The 24,107-nt window shown below is 55.3% G+C and carries 22 protein-coding genes; 17 read left to right on the forward strand and 5 right to left on the reverse strand.

The genetic code is table 11. From position 1 onward, the window contains the following. Window positions 1-298: 298 nt before the first annotated feature. The 6 genes from pgi (at window position 299) to psiE (ending at window position 6,662) form a co-directional block, all read left to right on the forward strand. Window positions 299-1,948 carry a glucose-6-phosphate isomerase gene (pgi, locus tag SK47_RS21415; RefSeq protein WP_003860343.1) on the forward strand — a complete coding sequence of 550 codons (1,650 nt, stop codon included), beginning with the start codon at window positions 299-301 and terminating at the stop codon, window positions 1,946-1,948. Window positions 1,949-2,314: 366 nt separating this feature from the next. Then, window positions 2,315-2,557, forward strand: coding sequence for an exopolysaccharide production protein YjbE (yjbE, locus tag SK47_RS21420; protein WP_003860341.1), 243 nt, complete (start codon window positions 2,315-2,317; stop codon window positions 2,555-2,557). Window positions 2,558-2,620: 63 nt separating this feature from the next. Then, entirely contained in the window at window positions 2,621-3,259 is a 639-nt protein-coding gene (locus SK47_RS21425) for a YjbF family lipoprotein (RefSeq protein WP_003860339.1), read from the forward strand. Then, window positions 3,256-3,993 carry a capsule biosynthesis GfcC family protein gene (locus SK47_RS21430; RefSeq protein WP_023315215.1) on the forward strand — a complete coding sequence of 246 codons (738 nt, stop codon included), beginning with the start codon at window positions 3,256-3,258 and terminating at the stop codon, window positions 3,991-3,993. The genes SK47_RS21425 and SK47_RS21430 overlap by 4 nt, the downstream gene beginning before the upstream one ends. Then, the gene (locus SK47_RS21435) at window positions 3,993-6,089 is read left to right on the forward strand and encodes a YjbH domain-containing protein (protein ID WP_048245134.1); all 2,097 of its coding nucleotides are present in this window, start codon (window positions 3,993-3,995) and stop codon (window positions 6,087-6,089) included. Before SK47_RS21430 ends, SK47_RS21435 begins: the two co-directional genes overlap by 1 nt. A gap of 162 nt (window positions 6,090-6,251) precedes the next feature. Beyond that, window positions 6,252-6,662, forward strand: coding sequence for a phosphate-starvation-inducible protein PsiE (psiE, locus tag SK47_RS21440; protein ID WP_000202963.1), 411 nt, complete (start codon window positions 6,252-6,254; stop codon window positions 6,660-6,662). Between the two features lie 96 nt (window positions 6,663-6,758). Here psiE and malG read toward each other — a convergent pair whose 3' ends face one another. The 3 genes from malG to malE form a co-directional block, all read right to left on the reverse strand. Next, window positions 6,759-7,649 carry a maltose ABC transporter permease MalG gene (gene malG / locus SK47_RS21445; RefSeq protein WP_048245136.1) on the reverse strand — a complete coding sequence of 297 codons (891 nt, stop codon included), beginning with the start codon at window positions 7,647-7,649 and terminating at the stop codon, window positions 6,759-6,761. A gap of 14 nt (window positions 7,650-7,663) precedes the next feature. Continuing rightward, on the reverse strand, window positions 7,664-9,208 hold the full coding sequence (malF, locus tag SK47_RS21450) for a maltose ABC transporter permease MalF (protein WP_003860331.1): 1,545 nt from the start codon (window positions 9,206-9,208) through the stop codon (window positions 7,664-7,666). 121 nt (window positions 9,209-9,329) lie between these two features. Next, window positions 9,330-10,520, reverse strand: coding sequence for a maltose/maltodextrin ABC transporter substrate-binding protein MalE (gene malE, locus SK47_RS21455; RefSeq protein WP_003860330.1), 1,191 nt, complete (start codon window positions 10,518-10,520; stop codon window positions 9,330-9,332). Between the two features lie 371 nt (window positions 10,521-10,891). Here malE and malK point away from each other — a divergent pair, with 371 nt between their 5' ends. The 5 genes from malK to ubiA all read left to right on the forward strand — a co-directional run bounded on the left by malK (window position 10,892) and on the right by ubiA (window position 15,959). Continuing rightward, window positions 10,892-12,001: a maltose/maltodextrin ABC transporter ATP-binding protein MalK gene (gene malK, locus SK47_RS21460; protein ID WP_003860329.1), complete on the forward strand. Its 1,110-nt coding sequence runs from the start codon at window positions 10,892-10,894 to the stop codon at window positions 11,999-12,001. A gap of 42 nt (window positions 12,002-12,043) precedes the next feature. After that, on the forward strand, window positions 12,044-13,354 hold the full coding sequence (locus tag SK47_RS21465) for a maltoporin (RefSeq protein ID WP_026080558.1): 1,311 nt from the start codon (window positions 12,044-12,046) through the stop codon (window positions 13,352-13,354). 114 nt (window positions 13,355-13,468) lie between these two features. Then, window positions 13,469-14,407, forward strand: a complete 939-nt coding sequence (gene malM / locus SK47_RS21470) for a maltose operon protein MalM (protein ID WP_003860327.1) — start codon at window positions 13,469-13,471, stop codon at window positions 14,405-14,407. 172 nt (window positions 14,408-14,579) lie between these two features. Beyond that, on the forward strand, window positions 14,580-15,077 hold the full coding sequence (gene ubiC / locus SK47_RS21475; protein ID WP_022646736.1) for a chorismate lyase: 498 nt from the start codon (window positions 14,580-14,582) through the stop codon (window positions 15,075-15,077). Window positions 15,078-15,089: 12 nt separating this feature from the next. Continuing rightward, complete coding sequence (gene ubiA / locus SK47_RS21480; RefSeq protein WP_023315219.1) at window positions 15,090-15,959, forward strand: 4-hydroxybenzoate octaprenyltransferase; 870 nt, start codon at window positions 15,090-15,092, stop codon at window positions 15,957-15,959. Between the two features lie 89 nt (window positions 15,960-16,048). On the opposite strand, the gene plsB is transcribed toward ubiA, so the two are convergent. Continuing rightward, a complete protein-coding gene (gene plsB / locus SK47_RS21485; RefSeq protein ID WP_003860322.1) occupies window positions 16,049-18,469 on the reverse strand; it encodes a glycerol-3-phosphate 1-O-acyltransferase PlsB in 2,421 nt (806 codons plus the stop codon). A 154-nt stretch (window positions 18,470-18,623) separates the two neighbouring features. On the opposite strand from plsB, the gene SK47_RS21490 reads away from it, so the two are divergent. The 4 genes from SK47_RS21490 to SK47_RS21505 all read left to right on the forward strand — a co-directional run bounded on the left by SK47_RS21490 (window position 18,624) and on the right by SK47_RS21505 (window position 21,439). Beyond that, on the forward strand, window positions 18,624-18,992 hold the full coding sequence (locus SK47_RS21490) for a diacylglycerol kinase (RefSeq protein WP_003860321.1): 369 nt from the start codon (window positions 18,624-18,626) through the stop codon (window positions 18,990-18,992). Between the two features lie 108 nt (window positions 18,993-19,100). After that, window positions 19,101-19,709, forward strand: coding sequence for a transcriptional repressor LexA (gene lexA, locus SK47_RS21495; protein ID WP_003860318.1), 609 nt, complete (start codon window positions 19,101-19,103; stop codon window positions 19,707-19,709). A gap of 63 nt (window positions 19,710-19,772) precedes the next feature. Next, window positions 19,773-21,110, forward strand: coding sequence for an MATE family efflux transporter DinF (gene dinF, locus SK47_RS21500; RefSeq protein WP_032661154.1), 1,338 nt, complete (start codon window positions 19,773-19,775; stop codon window positions 21,108-21,110). A 119-nt stretch (window positions 21,111-21,229) separates the two neighbouring features. Then, the gene (locus SK47_RS21505; RefSeq protein WP_003860314.1) at window positions 21,230-21,439 is read left to right on the forward strand and encodes a CsbD family protein; all 210 of its coding nucleotides are present in this window, start codon (window positions 21,230-21,232) and stop codon (window positions 21,437-21,439) included. A 47-nt stretch (window positions 21,440-21,486) separates the two neighbouring features. Here SK47_RS21505 and zur read toward each other — a convergent pair whose 3' ends face one another. Continuing rightward, window positions 21,487-21,999 (reverse strand): zinc uptake transcriptional repressor Zur, encoded by a 513-nt coding sequence (gene zur, locus SK47_RS21510; protein ID WP_003860309.1) that lies wholly within the window; start codon window positions 21,997-21,999, stop codon window positions 21,487-21,489. Between the two features lie 117 nt (window positions 22,000-22,116). On the opposite strand from zur, the gene SK47_RS21515 reads away from it, so the two are divergent. Both SK47_RS21515 and traF read left to right on the forward strand, forming a co-directional pair. Continuing rightward, the gene (locus SK47_RS21515; RefSeq protein ID WP_003860307.1) at window positions 22,117-22,605 is read left to right on the forward strand and encodes a cupin domain-containing protein; all 489 of its coding nucleotides are present in this window, start codon (window positions 22,117-22,119) and stop codon (window positions 22,603-22,605) included. Between the two features lie 192 nt (window positions 22,606-22,797). Then, entirely contained in the window at window positions 22,798-24,084 is a 1,287-nt protein-coding gene (gene traF / locus SK47_RS21520; RefSeq protein WP_176602923.1) for a conjugal transfer protein TraF, read from the forward strand. The last annotated feature ends 23 nt before the right edge of the window (window positions 24,085-24,107 follow it).

The raw sequence follows: 24,107 nt of genomic DNA on the forward strand, positions 1-24,107 counted from the left end.
CGGCCCTATAAATAAAATGCGGGGGAGGTCCTGTCAATGCTGGGATTATGCGGATTTTTCATGGGGGGGTACCCCTCAGAAACAGGACTTATAACAGGCCCATATTTTATGCTCCTTTTTACCCCTTTTTGACCAACATTTCGCCACGCCGGAAGGGCGCGACAGCAGCTATACTTTTCGGGTCTTTTCACCTGCGTTTGATGCAGACCAGGGCAATGGCATAAAAACCATCACAATTTTTATTTGCAGGCGCTACAATCGACCGCAGTCACAATTCTCAAATCAGAAGAGTATTGCTATGAAAAACATCAACCCAACGCAGACCGCTGCATGGCAGGCACTACAGAAACATTTTGATGAAATGAAAGACGTCACCATCGCGGATCTGTTCGCGAAAGATGCCGATCGTTTCAGCAAGTTTTCCGCCACCTTCGATGACCTGATGCTGGTGGATTTCTCCAAGAACCGTATCACCGAAGAGACGCTGGCGAAGCTGCAAGATCTGGCGAAAGAGACTGAACTGGCAGATGCCATCAAATCCATGTTCTCCGGTGAGAAGATCAACCGCACCGAAGACCGTGCCGTGCTGCACGTGGCGCTGCGCAACCGTAGCAATACTCCAATTATCGTTGACGGCAAAGATGTGATGCCGGAAGTGAACGCGGTGCTGGAAAAGATGAAAACCTTCTCCGAAGCGATCATCTCAGGTAGCTGGAAAGGCTACACCGGCAAAGCGATCACCGACGTCGTAAACATCGGTATCGGCGGCTCTGACCTCGGCCCGTTCATGGTGACCGAGGCGCTGCGCCCGTACAAAAACCACCTCAACATGCACTTCGTGTCCAACGTCGATGGGACCCACATCGCTGAAGTGCTGAAAAAGGTGAACCCGGAAACCACGCTGTTCCTGGTGGCGTCTAAAACCTTCACCACTCAGGAAACCATGACCAACGCCCACAGCGCGCGCGACTGGTTCCTGAAAACCGCGGGCGACGAAAAGCACGTGGCGAAACACTTTGCGGCGCTGTCCACCAACGGTAAAGCGGTAGGCGAGTTCGGCATTGATACGGCGAACATGTTCGAGTTCTGGGACTGGGTTGGCGGCCGCTACTCTCTGTGGTCTGCAATCGGCCTGTCCATCATTCTGTCCGTCGGCTTCGACAATTTCGTTGAGCTGCTCTCCGGCGCGCACGCGATGGACAAACACTTCTCCACCACCGCGCCTGAGAAAAACCTGCCGGTACTGCTGGCGCTGATCGGGATCTGGTACAACAACTTCTTCGGCGCTGAAACCGAAGCGATTCTGCCGTACGACCAGTACATGCACCGCTTTGCGGCCTACTTCCAGCAGGGCAACATGGAATCCAACGGCAAGTACGTTGACCGTAACGGCAACGCGGTGGATTACCAGACTGGCCCAATCATCTGGGGCGAGCCGGGCACCAACGGTCAGCACGCGTTCTACCAGCTGATCCACCAGGGCACCAAAATGGTACCGTGCGATTTCATCGCCCCGGCGATTACGCACAACCCACTGTCAGACCACCATCCGAAGCTGCTGTCTAACTTCTTCGCCCAGACCGAAGCGCTGGCGTTCGGTAAATCCCGCGAGGTGGTTGAGCAGGAGTACCGTGATCAGGGTAAAGATCCGGCAACGCTGGAGCACGTGGTGCCGTTTAAAGTGTTCGAAGGCAACCGTCCAACTAACTCCATTCTGCTGCGCGAAATCACGCCGTTCAGCCTGGGGGCGCTGATTGCCCTCTACGAGCACAAAATCTTCACTCAGGGCGCTATTCTGAACATCTTCACCTTTGACCAGTGGGGCGTTGAGCTGGGCAAACAGCTGGCAAACCGCATTCTGCCAGAGCTGGGTGACGATAAAGCGATCGACAGCCACGACAGCTCCACCAATGGTCTGATTAACCGTTATAAAGCCTGGCGTGCGTAATAAATATGTCATGAACAATGCCGGCGATATGCCGGCATTTTTTTATCGGATAATTCCTGATGTCTGTTAGTTATCTCAAATTCTGAATCTGAGTTTAATCCGAAAAAGACGGTAACCCCGTTAATTGCTGAGGTTTATTTTAAGAAAATACGGAGTGATGCTTTAATGTTCTTATATTATAACTTATTGATTTATATTGATTATATATTTACTTGATTCTTTTTTCCTTCCATTTTTAACCATTAGTCTGAAAACCTCATCCCTATTTACCCCCACGGTAAACCCACTGCTTTAGTTGTGTATACTCGAATCCGCCTGAATTTCTTTTCGGGCAAATCTCCATTCATTCATTGAAGGGAAATTGTTATGAAGAAAGTACTGTATGGCATTTTTGCCATATCTGCGCTTGCGGCGACGTCTGTCTATGCAGCTCCGGTCCAGGTCGGGGAAGCAGCAGGGTCGGCAGCGACGTCTGCGTCTGCGGGGAGTTCTACCGCAGCCAGCACCAGCGCCGTAAGTTCAGCCGTGGGTGTCGCGCTGGCGGCAACCGGTGGCGGTGATGGCTCCAATACCGGAACCACGACCACTACGACGACCAGCACCCAGTAATACCGGGTGTTTTAATCATAACCACACTTCGGTGTGGTTATTTCGCCCCTTCGGAGAAGAGTCGTGAAGCGACCTGCAATCATCCTGATTTGCCTGCTGTTGCAGGCGTGCTCAGCTACCACCAAAGGGCTGGGCCACTCACTGTGGGACAGCATGTTCGGCACGCCGGGCGTGCATCTGACCGATGACGAACTTCAGAACATGCCGTATGCCAGCCAGTACATGCAGCTAAACGATGGTCCGCAACTGTTTGTGGTGCTCGCTTTCGATGAAAACGGGCAGCAGAAATGGGTGACGCAGGATCAGGCCACCATCGTGACGCAGCATTCCCGCATCGTGAAAACGTTGCTCGGCGGCGACAACCTGCTTGAGGTGAACAACCTGGCTGAAGATCCGCTCATCAAGCCGAATCAGATTGTCGATGGCGCAAGCTGGACGCGCACGATGGGCTGGACCGAGCACAAACAGGTGCGCTACGCCACGGCCCGCTCCACCTTCCGCTGGGACGGTACGGACAGTGTCAAAGTGGGCAGCGACGAAACGCAGGTGCGCGTGCTGGATGAAGAGGTGACAACCGATCAGGCCACCTGGCATAACCGCTTCTGGGTGGACGAAGAGGGGCAAATCCGCCAGTCCTTGCAGTATCTCGGTGCCGGTTTCTTCCCGGTGAAGACCACCCTGATCAAGGCGGCGAAATCATGAAAATGTTCATCCACATTGCGCTTCTCGCCAGCCTGGCCTCGCCGCTGGCGTGGTCTGCGGGAACGGTACAGGTCTACACCCCGGACAGCGAAAAACCTAAAACCTTAACCAATGCCGGGCATCTGCTCGATCTGGTGGGGCAGCCGAGGCTGGCGAAAAGCTGGTGGACCGGGGCGGTTATCAGCGAGCGTCAGGCGACGATTGTAGCGGAACAAAAACATCAGGCGCTGCTCGCCCGACTGAGCGGGCTGGCACAACAGGAAGATGCCGACGATGCCGCGGCTATTACTAGCCTGCGTCAGCAGCTTCAGGCGGTTAAGGTGACGGGGCGCCAGAAGGTGAATCTCGATCCCGACGAAGTGCGTGTCGCGGAAAACGGCAATCCGTCGCTGGAAGGGGACTATACCCTGTGGCTTCCGGCTCAGCCTTCCACCGTCACCGTGATGGGGCTTCTCAGCAGCCCTGGCAAAAAGCCGTTTACGCCGGGCCGGGACGTGGCGAGCTATCTCGACGAGCAAAGTCTGCTCAGCGGAGCGGATAAAAGCTATGCCTGGGTGGTCTATCCGGACGGGCATACGCAGAAAGCGCCGGTGGCTTACTGGAATAAACGCCATATCGAACCTATGCCGGGCAGCATCATTTTTGTCGGTTTTGCCGACCATTTCTGGACGAAAGCGTATGACGGGCTTAATGCCGATATCCTTCGCTCCCTGATACAGCGGATACCGGAATAATGAAAAAAACCTATCTCTACAGCATGCTTGCACTGTGCGTGAGTGCCGCCTGTCATGCAGAAACGTATCCGGCACCCATCGGCCCGTCGCAGTCCGATTTTGGCGGCGTGGGCTTACTGCAAACCCCAACCGCGCGTATGGCCCGCGAGGGGGAAATCAGCCTTAACTATCGCGATAACGATCAGTACCGTTACTACTCTGCGTCCGTGCAGCTGTTCCCCTGGCTGGAGACCACGCTGCGCTACACCGACGTGCGTACAAAACAGTACAGCAGCGTAGACGCTTTCTCCGGCGATCAGACCTACAAAGACAAAGCCTTCGACGTGAAGCTGCGCCTGTGGGAAGAGAGTTACTGGATGCCGCAGGTCTCCGTTGGTGCGAAAGACATTGGCGGGACCGGCCTGTTTGACGCGGAATACATCGTGGCCAGCAAAGCCTGGGGACCGTTTGATTTCTCACTCGGTCTGGGATGGGGCTATCTGGGTACCAGCGGCAACGTAACCAACCCGTTCTGTACCTACAGCGACAAATACTGCTACCGCGATAACAGCTACAAAAAAGCGGGTTCCATCAACGGCGACCAGATGTTCCACGGCCCGGCCTCGCTGTTTGGTGGTGTAGAGTATCAAACGCCATGGCAGCCGCTGCGCCTGAAGCTGGAGTACGAAGGTAATAACTACAGCGAAGATTTTGCCGGCAAAATTGAGCAGAAGAGCAAGTTTAACGTCGGCGCCATTTACCGCGTCACCGACTGGGCCGACGTTAACCTCAGCTATGAGCGCGGTAATACCCTGATGTTTGGCTTTACCCTGCGCACTAACTTTAACGACATGCGGCCGCACTATAATGACAACCCGCGGCCAAAATATCAGCCGGAGCCGCAGGATGCGATCATTCAGCACTCCGTGGTAGCGAACCAGCTGACGCTGCTGAAATATAACGCGGGCCTGGCGGATCCGAAGATCCAGACCAAAGGCGATACGCTGTATGTTACCGGCGAGCAGGTGAAATACCGCGACTCCCGCGAAGGGATCGAGCGCGCCAACCGGATCGTCATGAACGATCTGCCGGAGGGGATCCGCACGATCCGCGTGACGGAGAACCGCCTGAATCTGCCGCAGGTCACCACCGAAACCGATGTTGCCAGCCTTAAGCGTCATCTTGAAGGCGAACCGCTCGGGCATGAAACCGAGCTGGTGCAAAAACGCGTTGAGCCGGTGGTGCCGGAAACCACCGAGCAGGGCTGGTATATCGATAAATCGCGCTTCGATTTCCATATCGATCCGGTGCTGAACCAGTCCGTGGGTGGGCCGGAAAACTTCTACATGTATCAGCTGGGCGCGATGGCGACGGCGGATCTGTGGGTGACCGACCACCTGTTGACCACCGGTAGTCTGTTCGGCAACATTGCCAACAACTACGACAAATTTAACTACACCAACCCGCCGAACGATTCAAAACTGCCGCGCGTGCGTACCCGCGTTCGTGAATACGTGCAGAACGATATCTACGTGAATAACCTCCAGGCCAACTACTTCCAGTACTTCGGCAATGGCTTCTACGGCCAGGTTTACGGTGGCTATCTGGAAACCATGTTCGGCGGCGCCGGGGCAGAAGTGCTTTATCGTCCTGTCGACAGCAACTGGGCGTTTGGGGTTGATGCCAACTACGTGAAACAGCGTGACTGGCGCAGCGCGCAGGACATGATGAAGTTCACCGACTACAGCGTCAAAACCGGCCACCTGACCGCCTACTGGACGCCGTCGTTCGCGCAGGACGTGCTGGTAAAAGCCAGCGTCGGCCAGTATCTGGCGGGCGATAAGGGCGGCACGCTGGATATCTCCAAACACTTTGACAGCGGCGTTGTGGTGGGCGGCTATGCCACCATCACCAACGTTTCGCCAGACGAGTACGGGGAAGGGGACTTCACCAAAGGGGTGTACGTGTCGATTCCGCTGGATCTGTTCTCATCAGGCCCAACCCGCAGCCGTGCGGCAGTGGGCTGGACGCCGCTGACGCGCGACGGCGGTCAGCAGCTTGGACGTAAATTCCAGCTGTATGATATGACCAGCGATAAGAACGTTAACTTCCGCTGATGCTTCACGCCGGGCGGCACTGCGTTTGCCCGGCCTACGGTTTTTGTAGGCCCGGTAAGCGCAGCGCCACCGGGCGAATGCGCCAAACATAAACAAAAAATATAGATCCCCGTCACATTTTTGCGTTATACAGGAACCTCGCCCTGGAGAATGAGGTGCTGTATGACATCCCTGACTCGTCCGCGCGTTGAGTTTATCTCAACGATACTCCAGACCGTACTGAACCTCGGTCTGCTGAGCCTTGGCCTGATCCTGGTCGTTTTTCTGGGTAAAGAGACGGTGCATCTGGCGGATGTGCTCTTCGCTCCTGAGCAAACCAGCAAATACGCACTGGTGGAAGGCCTGGTGGTCTACTTTCTCTACTTTGAATTTATCGCCCTGATTGTGAAGTACTTTCAGTCCGGCTTTCACTTCCCGCTGCGCTATTTCGTCTACATTGGCATCACGGCCATTGTGCGGCTGATCATCGTCGATCATAAATCCCCGCTCGACGTGCTGATCTACTCGGCGGCGATCCTGCTGCTGGTGATCACCCTCTGGCTGTGCAACTCAAAGCGGCTAAAACGCGAATAAAAAAAGGGCGCTCCGAAGAGCGCCTAACAACAGTCACAAGTTGGTTCAATACAATACGTCTAAAGTTGAGGGTTGCAGTGGCATAACAAATGAAACTTAACCTTTCACACCGCCCGCCGTCAGGCCGTTGACCAGCCAGCGCTGGGCCAGCAGGAACACCACGGTAATCGGGATGGCAGAGAGGACGGCCGCCGCGGCAAAGTCGCCCCACAGGTAGTTTTGCGGGTTGAGATACTGCTGCATACCGACGGCCAGGGTGTAGCTGTTTACATCGCGCAGTAACAGAGAGGCGACCGGTACTTCGGTGATCGCCGCGATAAACGACAGAATAAACACCACCGCCAGAATCGGCACCGACAACGGCAGCAGCACCAGGCGGAACGCCTGCCACGGTGTCGCGCCATCCAGTGCCGCCGCTTCTTCCAGCGAGCCGTCGATGGTTTCGAAATAGCCTTTAATGGTCCACACGTGCAGGGCGATACCGCCGAGATAGGCGAAGATCACGCCGCCGTGAGTGTTCAGGCCGATGAACGGCACGTACTGGCCCAGACGGTCAAACAAGGCATATAACGCCACCAGCGACAGTACGGCCGGGAACATCTGGAAAATCAGCATCCCTTTCAGCAGGGTCGCTTTGCCCGGAAAACGCATACGGGCGAAGGCGTAAGCACAGGTGGTGGAGAGCGTCACGATGCCGATGGCTGTGATGGTTGCCACCTTCACCGAGTTCCACAGCCACAGCAGCACCGGGAACGGCGGCGGTGTGACGCGGCCATCCGCGTGTTCCACGCTGAAGCCCAGCGCGAGCTTCCAGTGCTCCCAGGAGATTTCGTCCGGGATCAGGCTCCCGGTGGCGAAGTTCCCCGAACGCAGGGAGATGGCGATAACCATCAGCAGCGGGAACATGATCGCCGCGATGAAAACCAGCAGGCCTAAGTGCGTCGCGAGGAGGCGCAGTTTCTGAGATTTGGGTTGTACCATTGCCATGTTCAGTGCCCTCCTTAGTCAAATTTCATACGTGTGGCTTTCAGGTTCACAATCGCCAGGGCGCCCACCAGCAGGAAGATCAGGGTGGCAATCGCCGCCGCCAGGCCGAAGTCCTGACCGCCGCCGCCCTCGAAGGCGATGCGGTAGGTGTAGCTCACGAGCAGGTCGGTATAGCCTGCCGGCGTGGTGGTGCCGAGACGGTCCGGACCGCCGTTGGTCAACAGCTGAATCAGCACGAAGTTGTTAAAGTTAAAGGCGAAGCTGGCAATCATCAGCGGCGTCAGCGGCTTAATGAGCAGCGGCAGGGTAATTTTGAAGAAGTTCTGGAACGGACCCGCGCCGTCCATCGCCGAGGCTTCGTAAAGGTCGTCCGGGATGGCCTTCAGCAGCCCCATGCACAGGATCATCATGTACGGATAGCCCAGCCAGGTGTTCACGATGATAATCATCGAGCGAGCGGTGGTCGGGTCGCTGAACCAGGCCGGTTTAATGCCGAACAGCGCGCTCAGCATCATGTTGATTTCACCGAAGCTCTGGTTAAACAGCCCTTTGAAAATCAGAATCGAGATGAACGACGGCACGGCGTACGGCAGAATCAGCAGCACGCGGTAAATCGCTTTGCCCTTCAGGGACTCCCACTGCACGAGGCAGGCCAGCACCATGCCCACGGCCACGGTCAGGATCACGGTCAGCACCGAGAAGACCACCGTCCAGACGAAGATGGCGAAGAACGGTTTCTGGATGCCTTCGTCGGTAAACACGCGGGTAAAGTTGTCCCAGCCGATGGTGACGGTATAGCCCGGGCTGAGTTTGTCATCCCCCCAGCTGCCGTCGGCATTCACAGACTGATAGAAACCGATATCGTTGTTCGGGCGGTACTTCACGCCGCTCTGGTTGTTGGTCAGCGTGCCGTCATCCGCCAGGGTATAGAGCGGTTGGGTGCCGGAGAACTGGCGCAGCGAGCTCATGATCACTTTGCTTTCGTCTGGCAGTACGGCGGTGAGCTGAGTCAGTGCCTGGCGATTCTGGGTGATGATACGCAGGTTGGCACGTTCACCTTCCGGCAGGGCCGCAGCCTCTTTTAAGGTCAGCTTCTGCTCACCGCCAAATTTGAACGCGTCGGAAAGATAGGTTTTGCCGCTCTCACCGTCAGTGAGCGCTAACTTCCACTCATCACCCGCAGGATACAGGCCGAAGTTAAAGGTTTTACCCGCCTGATAAGAACGGTCCAGAAGCACCTGGGTGGCACGCTCCTGCGCGAGCTGGTTGGTGCTGCTGTAGTTGGTAAAGGCAATCGCGATGGTGCAGATCAGCGGAAAGAGGACAAACAGCCCCATCCCGGCAACGCCCGGGTAAACATAGCGCCAGGCATACGCTTTACGGTTGGCGAAAATATACAGGCCAACCGAGCTTAAAATCAGCGTCATGATGGCGAATAGGTATTCCCCTTGCACGTACATTAAAACAACAAGGTAACCCACCAGCAGACACAGCAGACCTATCACTGACCACTTCAGTGCGTCGCTTTGCCACCAGTGTTTCTTTTTAATGACATCCATGGGGTTCTTCCTCTACAACGGTGGAAACTTATCGTCAGGTGGCGCTGCGCTTACCTGACCTACGGATCGTGCCGTAGTCGTAGGGCGGGTAAGCGCATGCGCCACCCGCCGTTTTTCAGACTTACTTAGTAATACGACCCTGAGCATCTTTCAGCGCGGCATCGACAGTCTGGCGACCGCTTGCAGCGTTGATGACGGCGGTACGGGTGGCGTACCAGAATGCAGCCATCTGAGGGATGTTCGGCATGATTTCGCCTTTCTGGGCGTTATCCATGGTGGCCGCAATACGTGGATCTTTCGCCAGCTGATCCTGGAAGGATTTCAGCGCAACGGCGCCCAGCGGTTTGTCCTTGTTCACTTCATCCAGACCCTGATCGGTCAGCAGGTAGTTTTCGAGGAACTCTTTCGCCAGCTCTTTGTTCGGGCTGGCGGCGTTGATGCCTGCGCTCAGCACGCCCACGAACGGTTTAGACGGTTTGCCGTTGAAGGTTGGCAGCAGGGTCACGCCGTAGTTGATTTTGCTCTTGTCGATGTTGGTCCAGGCCCACGGACCGTTGATGGTCATCGCGGTTTCGCCTTTGTTGAACGCCGCTTCCGCGATGGAGTAGTCAGTATCCGCGTTCATGTGTTTGTTCTTAATCAGGTCAACCAGGAAGGTCAGACCTTTTTTCGCGCCCGCACTGTCCACGCCCACGTCTTTCACGTCATATTTGCCGTTTTCAAACTTGAACGCGTAGCCGCCGTCGGCAGCAATCAGCGGCCAGGTGAAGTACGGTTCTTGCAGGTTGAACATCAGAGCGGATTTACCCTTCGCCTTCAGCTCTTTATCCAGAGCAGGGATCTCTTCCCAGGTTTTCGGTGGGTTTGGCACCAGGTCTTTGTTGTAAATCAGTGACAGGGCTTCAACCGCTATTGGGTAAGCGATCAGCTTGCCGTTATAGCGAACGGCGTCCCAGGTGAACGGGAACAGTTTGTCCTGGAAGGCTTTGTCTGGCGTAACTTCTGCCAGCAGGCCAGACTGCGCGTAGCCCCCGAAACGGTCATGCGCCCAGAAGATAATGTCCGGACCATCGCCCGTTGCCGCAACCTGCGGGAACTTCTCTTCCAGTTTGTCCGGGTGCTCTACGGTGACTTTGATACCGGTGTCTTTCTCGAATTTTTTGCCCACTTCGGCCAGACCGTTATAGCCCTTGTCGCCGTTAATCCAGATAACCAGCTTACCTTCTTCAATTTTGGCGAGAGCCGGTGCGGAAATCATCATTGCTGCGAGGGCGGACAATGCGAAAACGCGTGCGCCAGTCTTGATCTTCATATCTGCCATCCTTTATTGGTGATGTGCTCGTGGATACATAAGGTGGTTCAACGTGACTCAGTCTCCTTATTTGACATCCTCTTTCCATCCTCCCAGTCCCTACGCCCCACCCCCTGTTTGTGTGATCCCTGTAACATAAATTTAAGTTATGAGTGCTGGCGCACATAAAAACCCACTGAATTTTGCAGGCCGCTTCACGATTTTCGCCTCGGCCCCTCAGCTGCGGTCGCAGAGCCTGCTCTCTCATCCTCCCGCCTCCTCCCCCATAAAAAAGCTGGGGGGTGGAGGATTCACGAAAGTAATGGAACACGCATAGTGAACTTATCTTGAATGTTTCTGTCGGTGACAGGTTGTAACGAAGGGAGAAGGGCATGGCGAGCGTACAGCTGCGTAATGTAACGAAAGCCTGGGGCGACGTAGTGGTGTCAAAAGACATCAATCTGGACATCCACGAAGGTGAATTTGTGGTGTTCGTGGGTCCATCAGGCTGTGGTAAATCGACTCTGCTGCGTATGATTGCCGGTCTTGAAACCATCACCAGTGGCGATTTATTTATTGGTGATACCCGAATGAACGACATCCCGCCAGCTGAACGCGGCGTGGGCATGGTGTTCCAGTCTTATGCGCTTTATCCGCATCTTTCCGTTGCCGAGAACATGTCCTTTGGCCTGAAGCTGGCCGGCGCGAAAAAAGAGACCATTAACCAGCGCGTCACCCAGGTGGCGGAAGTGCTTCAGCTGGCACATCTGCTGGAGCGTAAACCGAAGGCGCTCTCCGGCGGTCAGCGTCAGCGTGTGGCGATCGGCCGTACGCTGGTGGCCGAGCCGCGCGTGTTCCTGCTCGATGAACCTCTCTCTAACCTGGATGCCGCCCTGCGCGTCCAGATGCGTATCGAAATCTCCCGTCTGCACAAACGCCTTGGACGCACGATGATTTACGTCACCCACGATCAGGTCGAAGCGATGACGCTGGCCGACAAAATCGTGGTGCTGGATGCCGGTCGCGTGGCGCAGGTGGGCAAACCGCTGGAGCTGTATCACTACCCGGCAGACCGCTTTGTTGCGGGCTTTATTGGCTCGCCAAAGATGAACTTCCTGCCCGTAAAAGTGACCGCGACGGCAATCGAACAGGTACAGGTGGAGCTGCCAAACCGTCAGCAAGTCTGGCTGCCGGTCGACAGCGCCAACGTACAGGTGGGGGCCAATATGTCCCTCGGTATCCGCCCTGAGCATTTACTGCCGAGCCACATCGCTGATGTGACGCTGGAAGGTGAAGTTCAGGTCGTCGAACAGCTTGGTCACGAAACACAGATTCATATCCAGATCCCCGCCATCCGTCAGAACCTGGTCTACCGCCAGAATGACGTGGTGTTGGTAGAAGAGGGTGCCACATTCGCTATCGGTTTGCCGCCAGAGCGATGCCATCTGTTCCGTGAGGATGGCACTGCATGTCGTCGGTTGCACAAAGAGCCAGGCGTTTAAGCATTCCAATTACAAAGAAAAGCAATGATCTCAGGAGATAGAATAATGATTACTCTGCGCAAAGTCCCTCTGGCTGTCGCAATTGCGGCAGGCATCCTGTCTGCCCAGGCGGGCGCCGTAGACTTTAAAGGTTATGCTCGTTCCGGCATTGGCTGGACCGGAAGTGGCGGTGAACAACAATGTTTCCAGGCAACAGGCGCACAAAGTAAATACCGTCTCGGTAACGAATGTGAAACCTACGCCGAACTGAAACTGGGCCAGGAAGTGTGGAAAGAAGGCGACAAGAGCTTCTATTTCGACACCAACGTAGCGTACTCCGTTTCTCAACAGAATGACTGGGAATCCACCAGCCCGGCCTTCCGTGAAGCTAACGTGCAGGGTAAAAACCTGATTGAATGGCTGCCAGGCTCTACCATCTGGGCCGGTAAGCGCTTCTATCAGCGTCATGACGTACACATGATCGACTTCTACTACTGGGATATCTCTGGTCCTGGTGCCGGTATTGAAAACATCGATCTGGGCTTTGGTAAACTCTCTCTGGCAGCGACCCGTTCTTCTGAGTCCGGCGGTTCTGCAACCTTCGCCGATCGTGATGCGAACGGCGACCGTATTTATGACAACGTGGTACCAAACGATGTCTTCGACGTCCGTTTAGCCGGTCTGGAAACCAACCCGGGCGGTACGCTGGAGCTGGGCGTTGACTACGGTCATACCAACATTCCTGACGACTACTATCTGCAACCTGGCGCCTCTAAAGATGGCTGGCTGTTCACCGCTGAACACACCCAGAGCATGATGAAAGGCTTCAACAAGTTCGTACTGCAATACGGTACGGATTCCATGACCTCTAACGGTAAAGGTATTCCACAGGGTGGCAGCATCGATAACGACGGCTCTATGTGGCGCGTGCTGGACCACGGTGCAATCACCCTGGCAGACCGTTGGGACCTGATGTACGTCGGTATGTACCAGAACATCGATCGTGACAACAACAACGGTACCGAGTGGTGGACCGTGGGTGTTCGTCCAATGTTCAAATGGACGCCGATCATGAGCACCTTGCTGGAAGTGGGCTACGACAACGTTAAGTCTCAGAAAACTGACGACAAAAACAGCCAGTACAAAATCACCCTGGCACAGCAATGGCAGGCAGGCGACAGCATCTGGTCCCGTCCGGCTATCCGTGTCTTCGCAACCTACGCGAAGTGGGATGAGAAATGGGGCTATGCAAACAACGACTCAGGTGCAGGTTACACCTCTGGCGTAGCGTATAGCGACACCTCCGCGAAAACCTTCAGCCGTGGCGACAACGATGAGTGGACCTTCGGCGCCCAGATGGAAATCTGGTGGTAATTCGTCGAGCCTGACGTAATGACCTGAAAAGAGGGGCGTAAGCCCCTCTCTCCTTAGGGTGCTGCGCGCTATTGCCTGGCCACCGCAGTGCTCACGCTATCAGAGGTAATAACAATGAAAATGAAGAAAAGTCTCGTCGCGCTGTGCCTCTCTGCGGGGCTGTTGGCCTGTGCGCCTGCGCTCACCTATGCAGATGTGAATTTTGTTCCTCAAAATACCAGTGCTGCGCCAGCTATTCCGGCTGCGGCACTTCAGCAACTGGTGTGGACGCCAGTTGATCAGTCGAAAACGCAAACCACCCAGCTTGCCGCTGGCGGTCAGTCGCTGAACGTGCCGGGTATCAGCGGTCCGGTTGCGGCTTTCAGCGTGCCGGCGAATATCGGCGAGCTGACCCTGACGTTAACCAGTGAAGTCAATAAACAGACCAGCGTCTTCGCGCCTAACGTGCTGATCCTCGATCAGAGCATGACGCCATCCGCATTCTTCCCAAGCGACTATTTCAGCTATCAGGAGCCTGGCGTCATGAGTGCCGATCGGCTGGAAGGCGTTATGCGCCTGACGCCAGCCCTGGGTCAGCAGAAGATTTATGTCCTGGTGTTCACGACTGAAAAAGATCTGCAACAGACAACGAAGCTGGTTGATCCGGCGAAAGCCTACGCAAAAGGCACCGGTAACGCTGTCCCGGATATCCCGGATCCGCATGCTCGCCATACTACCGACGGCCTGATCAAGCTGAAAGTCTCCACCAACAGCGCCTCCAGCGTACTCGTAGGCCCGCTGTTTGGCTCATCTGGCCCGGGGCCGGTAACGGTGGGTAATACTGCCGCGCCTGTGTATGCCGCGCCAGCCGCAACACCGGCCGCGGCTCCGGCCCCGGCGAAAAAAGCCGAGCCGGTGCTTAACGATACTGAAACTTACTTTAACAACGCCATCAAGCAGGCAGTTAAAAACGGCGATGTCGATAAAGCGCTGAAACTGCTTGATGAGGCCGAGCGTTTAGGTTCAACCACTGCCCGTTCCACCTTTATCAGCAGTGTAAAAGGCAAGGGGTAACCGTCTCCCCACAGTGCTGATTTTGTTAGTCGTTTAGTGCGCCTTCACGGGCGCACTTTTTTTGGCTAAGTTGCACCATTGTTGCGATAGTGATCGTTAAATTCTGTTTGTCCGTCCTCATTTTGCCAATCTGCGATACAATGCTTTTACGTTATGTATCGGAGAGTCTGGCATGTCACACCCCGCGCTCACGCAGCTGCGTGCGCTACGCTATTTCGACCACATCCCTGCGCTTGACCCGGAACAGCTGGACTGGCTGCTGCTGGAAGATTCCATGACAAAACGTTTTGAGCAACAGGGTAAAACGGTCACGGTGACGATGATTCAGGAAGGGTTTGTCTCGCCTGCGGAGATTGCCAGCGAGCTGCCGCTGCTGCCGCAGGAAGAACGCTACTGGCTGCGTGAAATTTTACTCTGTGCGGATGGCGAGCCGTGGCTTGCCGGGCGGACGGTGGTTCCTGAGTCTACACTTTCCGGGCCGGAGCTGGCATTGCAACGCCTCGGCAAAACGCCCCTGGGGCGCTATCTGTTCACCTCGTCTGAACTGACCCGTGATTTTATTGAAATTGGTTGCGATGCCGATTTGTGGGGGCGCCGTTCCCGCCTTCGTTTGAGTGGCAAGCCGTTAATACTGACGGAACTCTTTTTGCCTGCATCGCCGTTGTACTAAGAGGGAGAGAAAATGGAGTGGAGTCTGACGCAGAATAAGCTGCTGGCCTATCACCGCCTGATGCGTACTGATAAACCCATTGGCGCGCTGCTGCTGCTGTGGCCGACCTTATGGGCGCTGTGGGTTGCCACGCCGGGCGTGCCGCCGTTGTGGATCCTGGCGGTGTTTGTGGCGGGCGTCTGGCTGATGCGCGCTGCGGGTTGTGTGGTCAACGACTATGCTGACCGGAAATTTGATGGACATGTTAAGCGCACCGCGAATCGTCCTCTGCCGAGCGGTCAGGTGACCGGGAAAGAGGCGCGCATCCTGTTTGTGGTGCTGGTGCTTCTCTCTTTCATGCTGGTGTTAACCCTTAACACCATGACCATTCTACTGTCCGTTGCGGCTCTGGCGCTGGCCTGGGTTTACCCGTTCATGAAGCGATACACCCATCTGCCGCAGGTGGTATTGGGTGCGGCATTTGGCTGGTCGATTCCCATGGCGTTTGCCGCGGTCAGCGAGTCCGTTCCGCTCAGCTGCTGGCTGATGTTCCTGGCGAATATTCTCTGGGCCGTTGCGTACGATACCCAATACGCGATGGTCGATCGCGATGACGATCTCAAGATTGGCATCAAATCGACGGCGATCCTGTTTGGTCGTCACGACAAGCTGATCATCGGCATATTACAGGTGGCGGTGCTGGCGCTGATGGTGGCGATTGGTCGCCTGAACGGGCTGAACTGGGAGTTTTACTGGTCCGTACTGGTGGCGGGGCTGCTGTTTGCGTATCAGCAGAAGCTGATCGCGAAGCGCGAGCGTGAAGCCTGCTTTAAAGCGTTTCTGAATAATAACTACGTCGGGCTGGTGCTGTTTCTGGGCCTGGCGATGAGTTACTGGTCATAAAAAAGCCGGGTGGCGGCTTCGCCTTACCCGGCCTACGATTTAGCGGAACATGTAGGCCGGGTAAGCGTTAGCGTCACCCGGCTTTAGCATCATTCGCCCTGCGTCGAACTCTCAATCGTTAAACGCACATCCGCGGTAATCAGCTCTGCCAGCATCTGGTAAACCTTCATCGTCTCTTCCGGCTCGGCATCGCCCGTATCGCTAATGTACCCTTCGTCGCGCAGCGTCAGCACCAGGGAGCTGAATACCGCTTTGTCGAAGAATTCCGGGGCGTTAATGCCATGCAGAACGGAGAGGCGCTGGGCCAGCGTCCGGCTCTCTTTTTCCAGCGTACCGCGGTTGATGGACGGATTTGCACTCAGCAACCAGAAGGTAATGGCGTAGCGCTGCAACGTCTCACGCGCACCGGAAGCCAGGAGCTGCAAGGTACGTGAACGTGACGGATTGATATGCAGTTCATCATCACTGATGGTAATCAGCCCCTGACGATGCATCTCTGCCGTCATTTTATCGAGCTCTGCCGCCAGTTCATCCTTACTCCAGCGCAGGAACAGCTCCGCTTTCAGCATCGGGTAGATGGCCTGAATATGGCGCAGCAGCTCCTGACGCGAAATACGGCGGTGCTGGGTAATAATGGCCGCCATCAGCGACGGCAGCATCAGCATGTGCGTGATGTTATTACGGTAGTAGGTCATCAGCACGGCCTGCTCGCGCGGCAGAATGATGATGTCACCAATCGTATCTTTCTCGACTTCGAACTTGTTCATCTGCAACGCGTGATCGATCAGCTCGCTGGCGGTGGCAGACGGCACGGTCGAATCCACGGAATACGGCACGTTGCGCATGATATCCAGGTAGCAGTCAATCTGCTCGGTCAGCTGTTCGCGGGTCAGTGAACGCTGGCGAGAGGCCAGAAGCGCAGTACAACACAGGTTCATGGCGTTTGCCGCACCAGCATTGTTGATGCGTACCATCAGCTCGGATGCAATGCCGTTGACCGTTGGCGTCAGCCAGGCCGGACGTACCGCTTCGATAGGATCGATAGACTCGCGCCACTCCGGAACATGATGGTTCAGATATGTCATCAGCGGCAGGGGCTCGCCAAAGTTCACGTATCCCTGGCCGAGGTTGCGCAATTTACTCAGCCCACGCAGCATCTGCGGCAGACTCTCTTTCTCTTTAGTCGCACCGCGCAGCTCTTTCGCGTAGGTGCCCACTTCCATCACGTGTTCATAACCGATGTAAATCGGCACCAGCGTGATAGGACGGGTACCGCCACGCAGCATGGCCTGAATGGTCATCGACAGCGTGCCGGTCTTTGGATCGAGCAGACGACCGGTACGCGAGCGACCGCCTTCAACAAAGTACTCCACAGAATAACCGCGGCTGAACAGCTCGCCCAGATACTCCCTGAAGACGGTGGAGTAAAGCTTGTTACCTTTAAAGGTACGACGAATGAAGAACGCACCCAGACGGCGGAAAATCGGGCCTGCTGGCCAGAAGTTCAGGTTGATACCGGCAGCAATATGCGGTGGCACCAACCCCTGGTGATAGAGCACGTAAGAGAGCAACAAGTAGTCCATGTGGCTGCGGTGGCAGGGCACATAGACAATCTCGTGGCCGTCGTGCGCTAACTGACGCACGCGTTCGGCGTTGTGGACGTTAATCCCCTGATAGAGGCGGTTCCACGTGAAGCCGAGGATACGGTCAGAGAGGCGAATCATCTCGTAGGAGAAGTTCGCGGCGATCTCTTCCATCAGCGCGATTGCGTTCTGCTGCGCTTTCTCGTGCGAAATTTTCTTGCTGCGCGCTTCGTCTTCTACGGCACGGGCAATCGCTTTGGAAGCCAGCAGCTTGTTGAACAGATCCTGACGTGCCGGGAGACGTGGTCCAACGGCCGCCAGACGCTGACGTGCAAAGTGCATACGCGCAACGCGCGCCAGCTTTTGCGCAATGATTTTGTCAGTGCCGTGTTCATCCGCCATGCGGCGCAGTGAAACGGAAGGTGAGAAGCGGACAAAACTGTCGCGTCCCAGCCAGGAGACGGCGAAAAACTTCTGAATGCCGTTGAGCATACGCAGCGGCGGGTTCTCTTCCCCTTTTTCGCGCCCCGGACGACGGCCAAACATCACCGACACCGGCACCATCTGCACGTCCAGATCGGGGTTGCTGCGGTGCAGATCGAGGTAATCATGGAACAGCTTAATGGACTCTTCTTTCGGCGTGTAATAGGTGAACACGCGCGGCCCGCCATGGATGAACACGTAGCGTGGCAGCAGCGTACCGTCGACTTCCAGCGGTTCAAGTGGGTCAGGTAAATCGTGCGCCAGACATTGTGCGCGAAGCGTCAGCAGGTCTGCCTTCGAGTTATAAGGCAAAACGTACATAATAGGGCGCGACGTATCGAGCCCTAATTCCAGCGCAGGTTCTGCTGGGATAGACTTACTTTTTACCAGGACGCTTAATGGTAAATTAAGTAATTTGTAGTAAATTCGTGGCCAGCCGGACATAAACGATGTAAAGCCTCTGGTTAATAATGCAATTGCGGCGCAAGGATAACAGAAAGCGCGCAAAATTTCTGTTGTTACCCGTCATACTTCAGGTTGCAGCAAAACGCGCTGCGGCTTTAGTTACAGACGCTATTTATCATAAAAGGTTCTTTTAATGGCCAATAATACCACTGGGTTAACTCGAATCATTAAAGCTGCCGGTTATTCATGGAAAGGTTTCCGCGCTGCATGGGTTAATGAAGCCGCTTTCCGCCAGGAGGCGGTTGCTGCAATCGTTGCCGTTGTCATCGCCTGCTTCCTTGATGTTGATGCTATCACCCGCGTACTGCTCATCGGATCTGTCTTTCTGGTGATGATAGTGGAAATTCTTAATAGCGCTATTGAGGCCGTTGTTGACCGAATCGGGTCGGAATTCCATGAATTGTCTGGCCGGGCGAAAGACATGGGTTCCGCTGCCGTACTGCTGGCGATTATCACTGCGGCGATCACCTGGGTCACGCTGCTTTGGTCGCATTTCCGATGAGCCTCGAGGAATAATTAAGTCCCTGGTTTTTTGTGCAGTTTTTGGTTCCAAAATCGCCTTTGACTGTATATACTCACAGCATAACTGTATATACACCCAGGGGGCGGTATGAAAGCGTTAACGACCAGGCAGCAAGAGGTGTTTGATCTCATTCGGGATCATATCGGCCAGACGGGTATGCCACCCACGCGTGCAGAAATTGCGCAGCGTCTGGGCTTCCGTTCTCCTAATGCTGCCGAAGAGCACCTTAAAGCGCTGGCGCGTAAGGGCGTGATTGAGATTGTTTCCGGCGCCTCACGCGGTATTCGTCTGCTGGTGGAAGAAGAGAGCGGTATTCCGCTGGTGGGTCGCGTAGCGGCAGGTGAACCTCTGCTGGCGCAGCAGCACATCGAAGGGCACTATCAGGTTGATCCAGGCATGTTCAAGCCGAGCGCCGATTTCCTGCTGCGCGTTAGCGGAATGTCCATGAAAGATATCGGTATTTTGGATGGCGATCTGCTGGCGGTACACAAAACGCAGGACGTGCGTAACGGGCAAGTCGTGGTGGCGCGCATTGATGATGAAGTGACGGTTAAGCGCCTGAAAAAACAAGGCAATACCGTGCAGCTTCTGCCTGAAAACAATGAATTCTCCCCGATTGTGGTGGATCTCCGCGAGCAGAGCTTCTCTATTGAAGGGCTGGCGGTCGGCGTTATCCGCAACGGTGAATGGCTATAATCTCTTCCTGACAGGCTGTAGTTCCTCTACAGCCTGGCCTGTTTTCTGATTCCGGTAATTTCCATGGCATTGCTAACTTCTGCCGATAAGGCGTTGTGGCGTCTTGCGCTACCGATGATTTTTTCCAATATTACCGTTCCTCTGCTGGGGCTGGTGGATACGGCGGTTATCGGGCATCTTGATTCGCCGATTTATCTCGGCGGCGTCGCGATCGGCGCAACGGCGACCAGCTTCCTCTTTATGCTGCTGCTTTTTCTGCGCATGAGTACGACAGGCCTGACGGCCCAGGCGTATGGTGCAAAAGATCCTCTGCGTCTGGCGCGTGCGCTGGTTCAGCCGCTCATTCTGGCGTTCGGTGCTGGCGCGTTAATCGTTCTGTTGCGTACGCCGCTGATTGATTTTGCGCTCCATATTGTGGGCGGCAGCGATGCCGTACTGGAACAGGCCCGGCGGTTCCTCGAAATTCGCTGGCTCAGCGCGCCCGCATCACTGGCAAACCTGGTCCTGCTGGGCTGGCTGTTGGGCGTGCAGTACGCCCGCGCGCCGGTGATCCTGCTGGTGGTAGGCAACCTGCTTAACATTATGCTCGATCTGTGGCTGGTGATGGGGCTGCACATGAACGTCCGGGGCGCGGCGCTGGCCACGGCAATTGCCGAGTACGGTACGCTGCTGATCGGTTTGGGGATGGTCTGGCGCGTGCTGGCGATGCGCGGTATCACCCTGGATCTGCTGAAATCGGCCTGGCGCGGCAACATTCGTAAGCTGCTGGCGCTTAATCGCGACATCATGCTCCGTTCGCTCCTGCTGCAACTCTGCTTTGGCGCCTTAACCGTTTTTGGTGCGCGTCTTGGGCCTGAAATCGTCGCAGTCAACGCAGTGCTCATGACGTTACTGACCTTTACCGCTTACGCGCTGGATGGTTTTGCTTACGCCGTCGAGGCGCATTCAGGGCAGGCCTATGGCGCGCGTGAAAGCGGCCAGTTACGTGAGGTCTGGCGTGCTGCCTGTCGTCAGGCGGGCCTGGTGGCGCTGGCCTTTGCTCTGGTATACGCCTGTTTTGGTGAGCATATTGTCGCGCTACTCACCTCGTTGCCCGCGCTACGTGAGCTGGCCGATCGCTACATCCTCTGGCAGGTAGTATTACCGGTGGTGGGTGTGTGGTGCTATTTGCTGGACGGCATGTTTATTGGTGCGACGCGAGGGGCGGAGATGCGCAACAGCATGGCCGTCGCGGCGGCGGGGTTTGGCCTGACGCTGCTGACCCTGCCGTATCTCGGCAATCATGGTCTGTGGCTGGCGCTGGCGGTGTTTCTCTCACTGCGTGGCCTTTCGCTGGCCGTTATCTGGCATCGTCACTGGCGAAACAATACCTGGTTTCCAGCCCCGCACGATATATCGTAACGGTTAAAGATTCCGAATATAAAAACAACTACCGAATCCTTAACTACAATAATAATCACGTCCAGCAGAAAAGAACGTAGCGGGCGATACTCATAGACGCTTAACACGAGGACACGATGATGAATAAAGACGAAATCGGCGGCAACTGGAAGCAATTCAAAGGTAAAGCGAAAGAACAGTGGGGTAAGCTGACAGATGACGATATGACCGTCATTGAAGGTAAGCGCGATCAGCTGGTAGGTAAAATCCAGGAGCGCTACGGTTACGAAAAAGATCAGGCGGAAAACGAAGTCAAAGACTGGGAAACCCGTAACGACTACCGCTGGTAACCGGTACTATCCCCAAGGGCGGCCCTGAGCCGCCTTTTTCTTTGGCTTTAACGCGGCTTTTTCTTCACCAGGATAGAGTGATCGTGCTGACAGTCATCCTGATGACGGCATGACTCCACCTCCACGCAGGCAGAACATAAGCCGTGGGCTTCAATCACGTTATGTCGCAGCGCAAAGCCCATTCTGGCTGCCAGCGTATGCATAATATCTTCCACACCTTCCGCACACTCTTCCTTCACCACACCACAGCGATCGCAGATAAACATGGCGGACGTGTGAGTTGGCTGGTCAAAAAGATGGCACAGCACATAGCTGTTTGTTGATTCCACTTTATGCACAAATCCTTGCTCCAGCAGAAAATCCAGCGCCCGATAAACGGTCGGCGGTTTTGCCTGCGGCTCGCTTTCACGCAGCAGATCGAGCAGATCGTAGGCGCTGATGGCGCCCTGTTGCAGGCTCATCAGACGCAGTACCTCAAGGCGCTGCGGGGTCAGGCGCACATTGCGTTGCGCGCACAGCTTTTCAGCTTGCGCTAACAGCTCTTTTGTGGACTTGTCCATCGGGCACCTCGGATGTGGTAAGGGGTGAAAACTCTCACTTTATCATGTTCTGCTAAAAACACCGAGATCCGCCAGGCTGTGCTATACCTGACGCATCGCAAATCAGGAGATCGCAAAATGAAAAGACCTGACTGTATTCGGCACTGGAGGGACGTGGAAGGCGCTGATGACGCAACGTATCCTGACAGCAACGAACGTTTTTCTATTGGCGCGCCGCTGGCCCGCAAACTGGGTCTCGGCCGCATTGGTATTCACCATGAACGGCTGCCGCCCGGACGCCGCACATCTTATCCGCATGCGGAAAGCGACGAAGAGGAGTTTGTTTACGTTCTGGAGGGTTACCCTGAGGCCTGGATCAATGGCTATTTATGGAAGCTCGAACCCGGAGACAGCGTGGGATTTCCAGCCGGGACGGGCGTGTGTCACACCTTTATCAACAATACCGATGAAGAGGTGCGCTTACTGGTGGTGGGTGAGGCCAATAAAAAACATAACCGTATCTACTATCCGCTCAATCCGGTGTATGCCGCGACGCGCGAAGACCGCTGGGTCGACCATCCGCCTCAGTTTTTTGGGCCGCACGATGGAAAACCTGGGCGAAAATAATTTCCTCTTCTATAAATATTGATGGTCGTCACATATTACAACAGGCCGGGATGGAATTTAACTTAAGGAAATAGCGGGTCTTTTTGCACTTATTCACAGCAATAGTTCGTTCCTGTTTGGGTGATAACAGACAGGGTTAACTAATAACAAACTATTTACGAGCACACTGTGAAAAAACATTTTAAATTTTCGATGTTTAGCATCGCTGTCTCCTTTTTTATGGCAAATCAGGCGGGAGCAGCCAATACCTGGACGGAAGCGCGTAGCGACGCAATGGGCGGAACGGGTGTCGCGGCAGGGAGCTATGGCAGCGGGGCGTTAATCAACCCCGCGTTGCTGGCAAAATCTAAGCCCGAGGATGATGTGACGGTTATTTTGCCGTCCGTTGGCGTGCAGGTGACCGATGAAGACAATCTTCAGGACGAGATTGATACCATTAACGACAAAATCAATCATTACAAGGATGTGGTTGATAGTCTGACCCCCATTGAAGTTATCACCAATCCATTAGGTTCGATCAATCAGTTCCAGGGCGCAGCGAAAGATCTCGCTGATGAACTGGACTACCTGAAAGGCAAGACCGCACACGCCACCGCAGGGGCGGGGATTGCCGTCAGTATCCCTAACGATCTTCTTTCCGTGGCCTTTATGGCAAAAGGCTATGCCCATGGCCGGGTCAGCTCTTCAATCGATCAGCAGGACATTGATTATCTGCGCGGTATACAACGAAGCGATGCGGTGGCTGCCGGTGTGGCGCTGGATGCCGCGCTAAACGGTACCGATCAGATCACCAAAAACCTTAACTCTACGGCGTCTGGTCGGGCGGCGATTGTGTCCGACTACGGTATTGCGGTGGCCCGTCAGTTCGATCTTGGCGGCGTTCCGGTTTCCGTTGGCGTCACGCCGAAGTTGCAAAAAACCTGGCTCTATAACTACACCACCTCAATCTACGATTACGACAGTAATAAGTGGAACGACAGCCGCTACCGTACCGACGACACTGGCTTCAACGTCGATGCCGGTATTGCGGCTGATTTCGGTGAAAACTGGACGGTCGGTGTGAGCGGACAAAACCTGATGTCGCGCGATATCGATACCAAAGATATCCGCATTCGCAACGGACGCACGGGAGAGGTAGTGAGTTATAAAGACACCTATCAGATCCGTCCGCTGGTCACTGCCGGGGCCGCCTGGCATAACGATCTGGTCACGCTTACCGCAGACGGCGATCTGACCGAAACCAAGGGCTTTAAAAGCGAAGACACCTCCCAGTACGTTGGCGTCGGTGCCGAAGTCACGCCGCTGAGCTGGCTGGCAGTACGCGCCGGTTATCGTGCGGATATGAAAGGGAACGACAGCAACGTCTTTACCGGCGGTGTCGGTTTCGCGCCGTTCAACGCCGTCCACGTTGACCTGATGGGGCTTTATGGCGAAGACGAGACCTGGGGCGCAGGGGCACAGTTGAGCATGACGTTCTAAAGTCCACCGGAGGCGCTGCGCCT

Source organism: Enterobacter sp. BWH52, assembly GCF_001037565.1.
GTDB classification, from domain to species: Bacteria; Pseudomonadota; Gammaproteobacteria; order Enterobacterales; family Enterobacteriaceae; genus Enterobacter; species Enterobacter hormaechei_C.

What these genes read in the sequence shown, in the direction of transcription:
- pgi (WP_003860343.1), top strand. Translation starts at nt 299, where the DNA reads ATGAAAAACATCAACCCAACGCAGACCGCTGCATGGCAGGCACTACAG.
- malK (WP_003860329.1), top strand. Translation starts at nt 10,892, where the DNA reads ATGGCGAGCGTACAGCTGCGTAATGTAACGAAAGCCTGGGGCGACGTA.
- psiE (WP_000202963.1), top strand. Translation starts at nt 6,252, where the DNA reads ATGACATCCCTGACTCGTCCGCGCGTTGAGTTTATCTCAACGATACTC.
- zur (WP_003860309.1), bottom strand. Translation starts at nt 21,999, where the DNA reads ATGGACAAGTCCACAAAAGAGCTGTTAGCGCAAGCTGAAAAGCTGTGC.
- SK47_RS21435 (WP_048245134.1), top strand. Translation starts at nt 3,993, where the DNA reads ATGAAAAAAACCTATCTCTACAGCATGCTTGCACTGTGCGTGAGTGCC.
- ubiC (WP_022646736.1), top strand. Translation starts at nt 14,580, where the DNA reads ATGTCACACCCCGCGCTCACGCAGCTGCGTGCGCTACGCTATTTCGAC.
- traF (WP_176602923.1), top strand. Translation starts at nt 22,798, where the DNA reads ATGTTTAGCATCGCTGTCTCCTTTTTTATGGCAAATCAGGCGGGAGCA.
- malF (WP_003860331.1), bottom strand. Translation starts at nt 9,208, where the DNA reads ATGGATGTCATTAAAAAGAAACACTGGTGGCAAAGCGACGCACTGAAG.
- SK47_RS21490 (WP_003860321.1), top strand. Translation starts at nt 18,624, where the DNA reads ATGGCCAATAATACCACTGGGTTAACTCGAATCATTAAAGCTGCCGGT.
- malM (WP_003860327.1), top strand. Translation starts at nt 13,469, where the DNA reads ATGAAAATGAAGAAAAGTCTCGTCGCGCTGTGCCTCTCTGCGGGGCTG.
- yjbE (WP_003860341.1), top strand. Translation starts at nt 2,315, where the DNA reads ATGAAGAAAGTACTGTATGGCATTTTTGCCATATCTGCGCTTGCGGCG.
- SK47_RS21515 (WP_003860307.1), top strand. Translation starts at nt 22,117, where the DNA reads ATGAAAAGACCTGACTGTATTCGGCACTGGAGGGACGTGGAAGGCGCT.
- plsB (WP_003860322.1), bottom strand. Translation starts at nt 18,469, where the DNA reads ATGTCCGGCTGGCCACGAATTTACTACAAATTACTTAATTTACCATTA.
- SK47_RS21505 (WP_003860314.1), top strand. Translation starts at nt 21,230, where the DNA reads ATGAATAAAGACGAAATCGGCGGCAACTGGAAGCAATTCAAAGGTAAA.
- SK47_RS21430 (WP_023315215.1), top strand. Translation starts at nt 3,256, where the DNA reads ATGAAAATGTTCATCCACATTGCGCTTCTCGCCAGCCTGGCCTCGCCG.
- dinF (WP_032661154.1), top strand. Translation starts at nt 19,773, where the DNA reads ATGGCATTGCTAACTTCTGCCGATAAGGCGTTGTGGCGTCTTGCGCTA.
- lexA (WP_003860318.1), top strand. Translation starts at nt 19,101, where the DNA reads ATGAAAGCGTTAACGACCAGGCAGCAAGAGGTGTTTGATCTCATTCGG.
- malE (WP_003860330.1), bottom strand. Translation starts at nt 10,520, where the DNA reads ATGAAGATCAAGACTGGCGCACGCGTTTTCGCATTGTCCGCCCTCGCA.
- malG (WP_048245136.1), bottom strand. Translation starts at nt 7,649, where the DNA reads ATGGCAATGGTACAACCCAAATCTCAGAAACTGCGCCTCCTCGCGACG.
- ubiA (WP_023315219.1), top strand. Translation starts at nt 15,090, where the DNA reads ATGGAGTGGAGTCTGACGCAGAATAAGCTGCTGGCCTATCACCGCCTG.